Here is an 11,499-nt window from a genome sequence, read left to right as displayed (position 1 = left end):
CCCTTCACCGAGTCGCCGCACGCCGTGGCCACGGCCGTGCCGCTCCCGGTGACGGCAGGTCCCAGCAGGGACTTCAGGCCGCGCATCCGGATCAGCCCGGCGCCGGGAAGATCAACCTCGACAAGGGCCGCGTCAGCCTCCAGAAGAACCAGACGGTCTCCCTGATCAAGGGCGGCCAGCCCCTGCTCTCCCAGGTCCGCATGGGTCTCGGCTGGGAGCCGGCCTACCGCGGCAAGGACATCGATCTGGACGCCTCGGTCATCGCCTACGGGCCGCAGCGCAACCACATCGACAGCTGCTACTTCGGCAAGCTCCAGATCGTCGGCGGCGCCATCCGGCACTCCGGCGACAACCTCACGGGTGAGGGCGGCGGGGACGACGAGACCATCACGGTCGACCTCGGCCGCCTCCCCCAGGAGGTCACGGGCCTGGTCTTCACGGTGAACTCCTTCTCCGGCCAGAAGTTCACCGAGGTCGCCAAGGCCTACTGCCGCCTCCTGGACGGCACGACCGGTGAGGAACTGGTCCGCTTCGACCTCACCGGCGCCGAGCCCCAGACCGGCGTCCTGATGGCCAAGCTCATCCGCCAGTACTCCGGCGAGTGGGAGATGACGGCCATGGGCGACTTCGTGAAGTCCCGCACGGTGCGGGGCATGGTGAAGCCGGCCGCACAGGCGCTCTGACCCGCGCCACCGGACCGGATTCCGCGGACGCCCCCTCCCCGAGGGGGTGTCCGGCTCACCGCGTCAGCGGCGTCCCGCGCCCAGCCCCTCCATCAGCAGCGTCAGATAACGCCTCAGGTGCCGGTCCTCCCCGTCCGCCAGTTCCGACGCCGTCGCCATCCCATGAGCCAGCCGCAGCACATCGGCCGGATCGACGTCCGCCCGCAGCGTGCCCTCCTCCTGCGCGGCCCTCACCAGCCGCCCGGCCGCGCCCTTCACCGAGTCGCCGCACGCCGTGGCCACGGCCGTGCCGCTCCCGGTGACGGCAGGTCCCAGCAGGGTCTTCAGGCCGCGCATCCGGATCAGCCCGGCGCCGAGCTCGTACAGCCACGCCCCCAGCGCCTCGCCCGGCGGCAGTTCGTCCGCCAGCACACCGGCCCGGGCCGCGATCGCCTCGACCCGCTCCAGGTACGCGGCCTCCAGCAGTGCCTGCCGGGTCGGGAAATGCCGGTACAGCGTGCCGGAGCCGACCCCGGCACGCTTGGCGATGTCGTCGAGCGAGGCGCCCTCCCCGTGCTCGGCGAAGGCCTCCGCGGCGACCGTCAGCAACCGCTCGTGGTTGCGCCGGGCATCCGCCCGCATGGGCCTGACCTGCGCCACGCGACCTCTCCTCACGAACCGGGGACTTTCTCCGCACTCTACCGAGACGGCGCACCGGCATCCGGCGGGTCAGGAATGCGGTGTCAAGGGAACGACGAGGCCGATCTGCCTTGGTCAGGCGGAGGCGCGCACCACGAGTTCGGGTGTCACCCACGCGTCGGCGCCCCGCAGCGGCTCCTCACCGTCGCGCAGCCGGGCCACCTGCTCCACGGCCAGCCGACCCAGCTGCCGCTTGTCGATGTGCAGGGTGGTCAGGGCGGGTTCGACGAGCTCACCCAGCGAGAGGCCGTCGAAGCCCAGCACGGCCAGATCCTCGGGAACCCTCCGGCCACGCCGTCGGCCCGTACGCATCGCCCCGACCGCGATCAGGTCGTTGAAGCCGAAGACCGCGGTGACCTCCGGCCGCTGCGCCAGCAGCCGCTCCATGCCGGCCTCACCACCGGCCACGCTGTGCTCGGGGCACATCACGACCCAGTCCTCGCCGACCGGCAGACCGAGCCGCCGCGCCTGCTCCAGGAAGGCCTGCCGACGCGGGCCGGGGCCGTGCACCCCGTCCAGCATGCCGATCCTGCGGTGCCCGGCGCGGAACAGATGGTCCATGCCCTGTTCGACACCGGACGCGGCGTCGATGCCCACGGCCGCGAACCGGGTCTGCTGCGGCCCACGCTCCAGCAGCACCAGCGGCACGCCCCCGAGATGCCGGATCAGCACGTCGTCCGGATCCTTGAAGTAGCCGACGACCGCGTCCGCCTGGTGGGAGAGCACGTCGAGCGCCTCCCGCTCCCTGGCCTCGTCGATCCGGGAGTCCCACACGACGACCTGCCAGCCACGCTGCTCGGCCGCCTCCAGCACTCCGGCGGCCACCTCGGGGAAGAACGGATTGCGCAGGTCCGGGATGACCAGACCGGCCGTCACCGCGCCCTTCTGGACGAGTCCGCGCGCGAACCGGCTGGGCCGGTAGTCCAGCAGCCGCGCCGCCTCCAGGACCCGCTCCTTGGTGCCGGGGTCGATCTCACCCTTGTCGTTGACCGCCCGCGAGACCGTCTGCCGCGACACCCCGGCGAGCCGTGCGACGTCGTGGATCGTGGCCCGGCGCCGGGCACCGTCGGACCGCTCGGCACCCGACTCCGCAGGCTGATTGTCCGTCCGCACGTCCAGCACTGTATCCGGCGCGGGAGTGGAGCCACCCCGCACCCGCGTACGGCGAGAAGGGGCCGTGCCGACCCATGCCCCACGCGCAGGCGAAGCGAACGCGGCCGCGCCCGGGGCCACCACCCCCGTCACTCACCGAGCTCGGTGAACAGCGTCAGCTGAAGCGCGCCCGGCGCTTCCAGCCGGGAGTTCAGGGAGTTCCAGGGAGTGCGTGTCGGCTCGGCCACGACCTCGGCTCCCGCGGCGGCCAGTTGCGCCGTCGTGGCGACGGAGTCGTCCACCTGGAAGGCGACCCGGATGTGCCCGGCCACCCGCCGCCCCACCTCGACCTCGTCGATGAACGCGGCATGGTTCGGGTCGGTCAGCTCCAGAGTGGCCCGCCCGGCGTCGAGAATCGTGACCCGCCCGTCCTCCGAGGCGAACGCTCCCTGCTCGGTCAGGCCGAGCACGTCCCGGTAGAAGTGCAGCGCGGCGTCGTAGTCCTCGGCGGTCACGACCAGGCGGAGTTCGCGGACGGCGGGCTGATCGGACATGGCGGCTCCTCCAGGACGTCGATTGACCGCCACAACCCGACGACCCGCGAGAAGATTCCCCGACACCCCGACGCCCAGCCACCCGCCCTCGGGGGTCTCGCACCGGACGGCGCACAGAACCGTGGCCCGCACTCCCCACGCGGTGCGGGCCACGGTCCGTCCTGTCCCTCAGGCCACCCAGGGCCAATCGGCGTCCCGGGAGGCCTCGATCAGCGGAACCATCCGGAAAGCGGCGTCCGAGAGTCCCCCGAACGTGTGCCGGTTGCCCGTGCCCGACGGACCGTGGCCCGCTCGGTACCCGGCAAGGTTCCAGGTGTAGACCGGCACGTCGGCCGGGATCTGCTCGGTCGGGTCGCCCCGGTGGTGGTGCGTGTACTGCTCGTCGGTGACGATCAGCACCCGGTCGTGCTTCTTGTAGTGCCGGCGCACCGCCTCCGTGGTGTCGGTGCCGCCCAGGTCACCGAAGCGGTCGAGGATCTTCAGCACCGACTCGCCCCGGCGGAACGTCACGCGGTCGCTCGTCGAGCCGAACTCGACCAGGTCCGCGCGCTCCGCCCGCAGCGCGAGCGCCGTGCCGAAGATCGCCGCCGCATCGGCGCGGTTGAGCTCCGAGCGGTCGGACAGCCGCGACCAGAACATCGAGCCCGAGCGGTCCACGAGCACCAGCGTCCGGCCGGGCAGCGCCGGCACGTTGGCCAGCGAGTGGCCGAGGGCCCGCTCCAGCGCGTACGACCAGCGCAGCGACGGCGCGTGCTGGTACGCGGCGAGGTACCGGAAGGGGAACTGCCGCGAGCGCGCGACCTCCGCCGGGTCGCTGATCCGCGCGGCGACCGCCTCGGCCACCTCGTCCGAGACCCCGGCCTCGTCGAAGTTGCGCAGGTTGCGCACGAGCGCCATGGTCCCCATGGAGGGGATCACCGCCTCCCAGGCCGCCTTGTCCATCGGCCCCTGGAGCCAGCCCGCGAGCGCCTCCCACGTCATTCCGGCCCCGGCCAGCCGCTCGGCACCGCCCTCGGCGGTCACGACCGCACGCCGGTCCTCCACCGGCAGCGCCATCAGCTCGCGGTGCGCGCTGAGGACGCGGTCGGACGCGGGCGGCACGGCGGTGTCCGGGTGGTGCCGGCGGTCGAGGGCGTACCGGAACAGTTCGCCCTGCCACGGCTTGTCGGGGTCCGGGGCCGCGTGCACGAGGTTGAGGATGTCGCCGAAGCGGTAGCCCTTGGAGGCGGTGTCGTACTTCAGCAGCGCCTTGCCGTGGTACAGGCAGCGCACGGCGTCCGCGACACCTCGCTTGACCGGCTTCGGCACGTTGCGGCCGTACATCGCGGTCCAGTACGCGAGTAGTTCGCCGGGCTCGTCGGGCCGCTGGAGGACGGAGGCGACGACTTGCCGGTTGGACGGACCGCCGGTCGCGCCCGCGTCCAGGCGGGCCTTGACGTACTCGGCGGCGCCGACGACGGAGGCCGTGCGCAGATTGCCCGCGCCGCGCAGCCAGCCGAGCAGGCCGGCCGTCCACTCCGGGTCGGTGACGGCGAGTTCGCGCACGAGTCGCTGGAACCGGGCGTCGCGGTCGGCGCCCGTCTCGTAGAAGGTCTGCTGGGAGACAAAGTGGGAGACCGAGAGCAGGAAGAGCTCGGAGCGGGCGTCCCGCTCCCGGCCGCGGCCGCCCTCGTAGGTGCGCAGCACACGCCCGGTGGACGTCACGCGCGAGACGGGACGCGCGCGGGCTGCCTTGGAATTGAATCGCGCCATGGTGAATTCCCCCGAATTCATTCATATTTCGGGGGAGACGCTGCATGCGAAAAGAGGTGGGCGCCCGAGGACTGAAGTCGGCGACGGACTAATTCAGATGCTCTACCCGATTGAGCTACAGCGACCCGAAGTCGCTGACGGGACTCGAACCCGCAACCGTCCGATCCAGGAAGTAACCGTTGCCTTCGCACCGGGCACCCACCACATGCTGCGCCTCCCGAGATCAAGTCGGCGGCGGCGTCGGATTCTTTGGAAGAGAAGTAGCCGCTGCCATCGCACCGGGAGGTGCGTGACGTTGTGATCTCACTGTAGGAGGCGTGACTCGGCAATCGCGACCGAATTTATGAGCGCTTCTGGCGCTTCCAGGGGCCGGTGATGGCGAGCATGATGCCGGGCGTCTGGATGCTGGCGTAGAGGGTCCGGCCGTCGGGCGAGAAGGTGACGCCGGCGAACTCGCTGTATTCCGGCTCCTCTTCGGTGCCGATGTTCAGCTCGTTGCGGGCGATCGGGTAGGTGCGTCCGCTGTCGGTGGCGCCGAACAGGTGCTGCACGCCTTCGCCGTCCTCGGCGATGACGAGGCCGCCGTACGGGGAGACGGTGATGTTGTCCGGGCCGTCGAACGCACCGTCCTTCGACGGGTCGGGATTCACTCCGAGCAGGACCTTGAGCGTCAGTGTGCGGCGCTTGGGGTCGTAGAACCAGACCTGGCCGTCGTGCTGGACGGGGCTTTCCTCACGGGCGTAGGAGGAGACGATGTAGGCGCCGCCGTCGCCCCACCACATGCCCTCCAGCTTGCGGGCACGGGTGACCTCGTCGGCCTTGAACTGCTTGCGCACGGGCGTGGTGCGGGCGTCGCGGTCGGGGACGTCCACCCAGTCGACGCCGTACACGGTGCCGAGCTTCGTGGCGCGGGACAGGTCGTCGACGAACTTGCCGCCGGAGTCGAAGCACTTGGGCGCCTGGAGCACACCGGCGTCGTCGGCGAGCCCCCGGAACTTCCCGGGGCCGTACTCGAAGCCGCGGGGCGGGGTCCAGCGGAAGAAGAGGCCGTTGGGGCCGGAGGCGTCCTCGGTGAGGTAGGCGTGGCCGCGCTTGGGGTCGATGACGACGGCCTCGTGGTCGTAGCGGCCGAAGAACTTCAGCGGCTTGGGATCGCGGTTGGCACGCCGGTCGCACGGGTCGACCTCGAACACGTAACCGTGGTCCTTGGTCATGCCGTTGACGCCGGCCTTGTCGGAGTTCTCCTCGCAGGTGAGCCATGTGCCCCAGGGGGTGGCGCCGCCCGCACAGTTGGTGGAGGTGCCGGCGATGCCCACCCACTCGGCGACGCGTCCGTCGGGCCGCACCTCGACGACGGTGCAGCCGCCGGCGGCCGCGGGGTCGTAGACGAGGCCCTCGGTGAGCGGCACCGGGTGCTCCCACTTGGCGCGCGGGCCCTTCAGCTCGTGGTTGTTGACGAGCAGGGTGGTGCCGCGGGGGCCGTCGAAGGCGGCGGTGCCGTCGTGGTTGGACGGCGTGGACTCACCGGACTCCAGCCTGGTCCTGCCGCTGTACGTGATGACCCGGTACGCGAAGCCGGCGGGCAGGGCGAGGATGCCCTGGGGGTCCGGGACGAGTGGCCCGTAGCCGACTCCGTGACGGGCGTCCGCCGCCCGGTCCCCCGCGGTGCCGGTGTCCTCGGAGGCGAGGGCGTTCGGCGCGGTGGCGAGGGCGCCGACACTGCCCGCCAGCGCGACACCGGCACCGGTGATCGCGGAGTTTCTGGCGAAGTCCCTACGGGTGAGCGACATGGTGGTGTCTCCTGTGACGGTGAGAATGCCGTGGGAGGTGGCGGACCTCGTTCGGCGAAACCGTCCCGCTCATCCGTGAACGCCGGTTGAACACCCCCTGGGGGCGCGGGGAACTGCGCGACAAGCCGAGACGGCGCCGCACTCACAAACCCGGATCAGCCACCCTGCTGCGACCGGGCCTTGAACGCCGCCTTCCGCGCTTCCTTCGCCACCTTCTTGTCGGGATGCAGCCGCCCCATGGCCTCCAGCACATCGGCGGTCGCCGGATGGTCGACCCGCCACACGGCCTCGAAAAACCCACCGTGCTGCTGCGCGAGCCCCTGCACCAATGCCCGCAGCTCCTCGGAGTTGCCTTCCGCGGCGAGCTGCGCGGCCACCGTGTCGATGGTCAGCCAGTACACCATCGCCTCGGACGGCGCGGGCACGTCCACCGCGCCGTTCTCGGTCAGCCACACCCGTGCGAGCCCGCCCAGTTCGGCGTCGTCGAGCACCTCGCGCAGTGCGGGCTCGGCCGATGCCCCCACCAGCGACAGGGCCTGCTGGCATCGCAGCCGCCGCAGCGGCGCCCCGGCATCCGAACCCCGGGCGGCCCCCAGCAACTCCCGCGCCGCGTCCAGCGACTCCCTCCGCCGGAGCCACTGCTCGGTCTCGGCCTGTGCGGCACCGGGCGGGAACTCCGCCGTGCCGTCGAGCAGTACGTCGGCGCCCTTGTCGGCGAGGTCTCCGACGGCCGGTGCCTCGTACCCGGCCTCCATCAGCCGCGCGCGCATGCCGTACAGCCCGAGCGGGGTGAGCCGGACCATGCCGTACCGGGAGACGTCGGTGTCGTCGACGGGCGCCGCGGGCTCCTCGTCGGCGTCGGCCATGAGCGCCTCGTCGACCGGCTGGTACGCGACCAACCCGACCGGTTCCAGCATCCGGAACTGGTCGTCCAGCCGCATCATGGCGTCGGACACCTGCTCCAGGACGTCGTTGGTGGGCTCGCCCATGTCGCTGGGCACGATCACCGAGGCGGCCAGCGCCGGCAGCGGCACCGGGGAGCCGTCGGGCGTGCCCTCGCCGGCGGTGAGCAGATAGAGGTTGCCGAGGACGCCGTCGAGGAACTCGGCCTCGGCTTCCGGGTCCCAGTCGAGGGAGGAGAGGTCGACCTCGCCGTCCGCGTCCACGAGCCCGTCCAGGTCGGGCACGCTCGCGTCGGCGAGCACGGTCTCCAGGGCGGCGAGCCACACGGCGAGCACGTCCTGCGGGGAGCCACCGGTCAGCAGGGCCAGCTCCTCACCGGCCGTCACGGTGCCTTCCTCCTCGTCGACGACCTCGACGAGTCCGGCGTCCACGGCGACCCGCCAGGCCTCGCTCGCGTCGACGGCGGCATCGTCCCCGCTCAGTCCGAGCGCCTCGACGGCCGCGGGCAGTTGCTCGTCGACGAGCCCGCCCCCGGCGTCGACTCGGGTGTCCGGCCCGGCCCAGCGGGCGAGCCGGGCGGCCCGGGACAGCAACGGCGTGGACAGGGCGTCGCGCGCCAGCTCCGCTTCGGGGTGCAGCCGCACCGGCGGCAGGGGGGAGCTGTCTGACATCGGCTGTTTCTCCTAGGGCGCCTCATACGACTCAGCCGCTCAGCCTAGACGGATTTCCACCCATGCCGCCCACTTCATCTCCCCGTCGGCCGCCGTACATGGCCGAAACCTTGACAAGTGACATGAACAGGCTGGAGATTGACGCGCGTAGAAGTCGGCGGACACTTGTTCACCGGGCCGGCCCCACCAGGTCCACCCGTCCCCTCCTTCTACGCGCGTCATCGCATCCACCCCACAGGTAGCGACAGCCAGTCATTCCACACGTGTCCGCCCTCGTCCCGGCGCTCTGTCACGTCCCCGGAGGGAATCCCGTTGCCGAGCAAGTCGTCCGCGCGTCTCGCCGCGCTCACCGTCGCCGCCGCGTGTTCCGCGGCTTCCACGATCCTCCTCACCAGCCCCGCGCACGCGGAGTCGGTCCGCATCCACGACATCCAGGGCAGCACCCGGATGTCCCCGTACGCCGGTCAGCAGGTGACGGACGTGGCCGGAATCGTCACCGGCATCCGGACCTACGGCTCGTCCCGCGGCTTCTGGATCCAGGACCCGAACCCGGATGCCGACCCGGCGACCAGCGAAGGCGTCTTCGTCTTCACCAGTTCGGCCCCGAAGGGTGTCGCCGTCGGTGACTCCGTCACGGTCGCCGGCACGGTCTCGGAGTACGTCCCCGGCGGCGCGGCCTCCGGCAACCAGTCGCTGACGGAGATCACCAAGCCGACGACCACGGTCGTCTCCAGCGGCAACGCGCTCCCCGCCGCCACGGCGATCACCTCGCGCTCGGTCCCGGCCGCCTACGCGCCCGCCGGCGACACCGCCGCGAACGGCTCGATCAACGCGCTCCCCCTGAAGCCCTCGAAGTACGCCCTGGACTACTACGAGGCGCTGGAGGGCATGTCCGTACGGGTCGCCGACACCCGCGTCGTCGGCGCGACCGACCCGTACACCGAGCTCTGGGTGACGGTGAAGCCGTACGAGAACCGCAACCGCCACGGCGGCACGGTCTACGGCTCCTACGACGACCAGAACACGGGCCGCCTGCAGATCCAGTCCCTCGGCGCGACGGCGGACTTCCCGAAGGCGAACGTGGGCGACACCCTCGCCGGGACCACCGAAGGCCCCCTGGACTACAACCAGTTCGGCGGCTACACCCTGGTCGCGAGCGAGCTCGGCACCCTGAAGAGCGCGGGCCTGGAGCGCGAGACGACCCGCAAGCAGCGTTCCTCCGAACTCGCGGTCGCCACCTACAACGTCGAGAACCTCGACCCGTCCGACGACACGTTCGCCGCGCACGCCGCCGCGATCGTGAACAACCTGAAGTCGCCGGACATCGTGTCCCTGGAGGAGATCCAGGACAACAACGGCGCGAAGAACGACGGCACGGTCGCCGCCGACCAGACGCTGACCAAGCTGATCGACGCGATCGTCGCGGCCGGCGGCCCGAAGTACGACTGGCGCTCGATCGACCCGGCGAACAACACCGACGGCGGCGAGCCGGGCGGCAACATCCGCCAGGCGTTCCTGTTCAATCCGGAGCGGGTCTCCTTCGCCGACCGCGCGGGCGGCGACGCCACCACGGCCACCGCCGTGACGAAGATCCGCGGCAAGGCCCACCTCACCCTCAGCCCCGGCCGCATCTCCCCCGCCGACGAGGCCTGGAAGAGCAGCCGCAAGCCGCTGGCGGGCGAGTTCGTCTTCCGCGGCCGCACGGTCTTCGTGATCGCCAACCACTTCAACTCCAAGGGCGGCGACCAGGGCCTGACCTCCCAGTACCAGCCGCCGTCCCGCAGCTCCGAGACGCAGCGCCACCAGCAGGCCACGCTGGTGAACGCCTTCGTCAAGGACATCCTCGACACCCAGAAGAACGCGGACGTCGTCACGCTGGGCGACATCAACGACTTCGAGTTCTCGAAGACCGCGCAGCTCCTCGAGGGCCGCGGCGAACTCTGGTCGGCGATCAAGTCGCTCCCGCGCAGCGAGCGTTACTCGTACGTCTACCAGGGCAACAGCCAGGTCCTCGACCAGATCCTGATCAGCCCGTCGATCCGCCGCGACTGCGACTTCGAGTACGACAGCGTCCACGTCAACGCGGAGTTCAACGACCAGATCAGCGACCACGACCCGCAGATCCTGCGCTTCCGCCCGTAACACCCGTCAGAGGCCGGCCGGGCACAACCCGGCCGGCCCGCCCGGGCTCACCCTGGCACCAGCCCCAGAGCATGCTCGTACCGGCTGCCGACGCTCCCCTTCAGGCCCGGATACGCCCGCACCCGCTCCCACATCTCACTCGACGGCGCGGCCAGAGTCCGGTCGTAGGCCTCGGCGCTCTCCCACTCCGCGTAGTTCAGGACGTGTCCGCCGTCCGTGCTCAGATGGAAGTGCGCGGCCACCAGCCCCGCGTGCCCCTCCGGGTCGTCGTCCAGGGCCTTCACGACAAGATCGACCCACGCTCCCCGGCGCTCTTCGTCATCGAAGTCGACCCGCACGGTGACGATCAACCCGGGCACCCTCGCATCTCCCACGGCGCGCTCCCGGCTGCGGTACCGCCGGTACCGCCCGAGCCCGACCCGCTCGATACCCGGTACGGCGGTGTCGATCTCGTCGACGCGCTCCTGCCGGTGGGCCTTCACGAACGACTCGTAGGCGTGCTCGCCGGTCCACTGCGAGTAGTGCATCAGGGTGGACCCGTCGTGCCCCGCGTACACGTGATACGCCAGCAGATCCCTGGCGGGCCAGGGCCGCCGCTCCCAGGTACGCCCGATGGCCTCCACCGTCTGCCGCTGCCGCTCGGGGGTGCCCACCCGCCAGGTGCTGAAGAAGGGAGCACCGACGCGGGGGTCGGTGAGGTCGGGGTGCTGCTCGGTTCGACGGCTCATGAACACTCCAGTCGTAGCGCCGGTCACGAACACACCCCACCTTTCAACCTCGACCAAGCTTGAGGTCAAGGGGGCAGTGTGCGACTCGGCGCCGAAGCTGGAGCGGGGTGGGTCCGCCACCCGGCGTAGCGGGGTGCTCGGCATCGGTACTGAGGCGGGGTGGGTCCGCAGCCCGGCGTAGCGGGGTGCCGCTGCGCCCACCCGTGCCGCCCCTGGCGGCACGCATGCCCGCAGCCAGGGCGGCACGCATGCCCGCAACTGGGCGCGCCCGCACCCGCCGTCGCACGCAAGGGGCCGTGTCGGGGGGTGTCCGCCCGCAGCGGTTGGCGCGTCAACGGACAGTCAGTCGGCGTGAGACCTCATCGCGCCGTTCCGAGGACGGACACCCCCCGACACGGCCCCTTCTCGCCGTACGCGGGTGCGGGCGCGCGGTGGCGGGGGCTACGTCGCGTTTGCGCGCCTTCTTACCGTGGCCGCCGCCAGGGTGATCGCCGTTCCTGCCACTG

General features: G+C 71.3%; 9 protein-coding genes. 2 read left to right on the top strand and 7 right to left on the bottom strand.

Features of this window, described 5'->3' with window-relative positions:
* Positions 1 to 683, top strand: a 683-nt coding sequence (locus tag K4G64_RS35595) for a TerD family protein (RefSeq protein ID WP_260461428.1), incomplete at its 5' end; no start/stop codon positions are given.
* A 63-nt stretch (positions 684 to 746) separates the two neighbouring features.
* Here K4G64_RS35595 and K4G64_RS35590 read toward each other — a convergent pair.
* The 6 genes from K4G64_RS35590 to K4G64_RS35565 all read right to left on the bottom strand — a co-directional run bounded on the left by K4G64_RS35590 (position 747) and on the right by K4G64_RS35565 (position 8,123).
* The gene (locus K4G64_RS35590) at positions 747 to 1,322 is read right to left on the bottom strand and encodes a TetR/AcrR family transcriptional regulator (protein ID WP_221760027.1); all 576 of its coding nucleotides are present in this window, start codon (positions 1,320 to 1,322) and stop codon (positions 747 to 749) included.
* 114 nt (positions 1,323 to 1,436) lie between these two features.
* Positions 1,437 to 2,474, bottom strand: coding sequence for a LacI family DNA-binding transcriptional regulator (locus tag K4G64_RS35585; protein WP_221760026.1), 1,038 nt, complete (start codon positions 2,472 to 2,474; stop codon positions 1,437 to 1,439).
* A 128-nt stretch (positions 2,475 to 2,602) separates the two neighbouring features.
* Complete coding sequence (locus K4G64_RS35580; RefSeq protein ID WP_221760025.1) at positions 2,603 to 3,007, bottom strand: VOC family protein; 405 nt, start codon at positions 3,005 to 3,007, stop codon at positions 2,603 to 2,605.
* A 168-nt stretch (positions 3,008 to 3,175) separates the two neighbouring features.
* Complete coding sequence (locus tag K4G64_RS35575; RefSeq protein WP_221760024.1) at positions 3,176 to 4,759, bottom strand: TROVE domain-containing protein; 1,584 nt, start codon at positions 4,757 to 4,759, stop codon at positions 3,176 to 3,178.
* A 341-nt stretch (positions 4,760 to 5,100) separates the two neighbouring features.
* Positions 5,101 to 6,549, bottom strand: a complete 1,449-nt coding sequence (locus K4G64_RS35570; protein ID WP_221760023.1) for an alkaline phosphatase PhoX — start codon at positions 6,547 to 6,549, stop codon at positions 5,101 to 5,103.
* A gap of 155 nt (positions 6,550 to 6,704) precedes the next feature.
* Positions 6,705 to 8,123: a hypothetical protein gene (locus tag K4G64_RS35565; protein ID WP_221760022.1), complete on the bottom strand. Its 1,419-nt coding sequence runs from the start codon at positions 8,121 to 8,123 to the stop codon at positions 6,705 to 6,707.
* Positions 8,124 to 8,435: 312 nt separating this feature from the next.
* Here K4G64_RS35565 and K4G64_RS35560 point away from each other — a divergent pair, with 312 nt between their 5' ends.
* Positions 8,436 to 10,265, top strand: a complete 1,830-nt coding sequence (locus tag K4G64_RS35560; protein WP_221760021.1) for an endonuclease/exonuclease/phosphatase family protein — start codon at positions 8,436 to 8,438, stop codon at positions 10,263 to 10,265.
* A gap of 47 nt (positions 10,266 to 10,312) precedes the next feature.
* Here K4G64_RS35560 and K4G64_RS35555 read toward each other — a convergent pair whose 3' ends face one another.
* Positions 10,313 to 10,993, bottom strand: a complete 681-nt coding sequence (locus K4G64_RS35555) for an antibiotic biosynthesis monooxygenase (RefSeq protein ID WP_221760020.1) — start codon at positions 10,991 to 10,993, stop codon at positions 10,313 to 10,315.
* Between the last annotated feature and the right edge of the window lie 506 nt (positions 10,994 to 11,499).

The sequence above is a fragment of the Streptomyces sp. WAC04114 genome (genome assembly GCF_019733245.1).
Taxonomy (GTDB): Bacteria; Actinomycetota; Actinomycetes; order Streptomycetales; family Streptomycetaceae; genus Streptomyces; species Streptomyces massasporeus_A.
This window is presented reverse-complemented; position numbering and strand designations above follow the sequence as displayed.

Bases quoted from the DNA above. Each gene is read 5' to 3' on its own strand.
- K4G64_RS35580 (WP_221760025.1), bottom strand. From the start codon at position 3,007: ATGTCCGATCAGCCCGCCGTCCGCGAACTCCGCCTGGTCGTGACCGCC.
- K4G64_RS35575 (WP_221760024.1), bottom strand. From the start codon at position 4,759: ATGGCGCGATTCAATTCCAAGGCAGCCCGCGCGCGTCCCGTCTCGCGC.
- K4G64_RS35570 (WP_221760023.1), bottom strand. From the start codon at position 6,549: ATGTCGCTCACCCGTAGGGACTTCGCCAGAAACTCCGCGATCACCGGT.
- K4G64_RS35565 (WP_221760022.1), bottom strand. From the start codon at position 8,123: ATGTCAGACAGCTCCCCCCTGCCGCCGGTGCGGCTGCACCCCGAAGCG.
- K4G64_RS35555 (WP_221760020.1), bottom strand. From the start codon at position 10,993: ATGAGCCGTCGAACCGAGCAGCACCCCGACCTCACCGACCCCCGCGTC.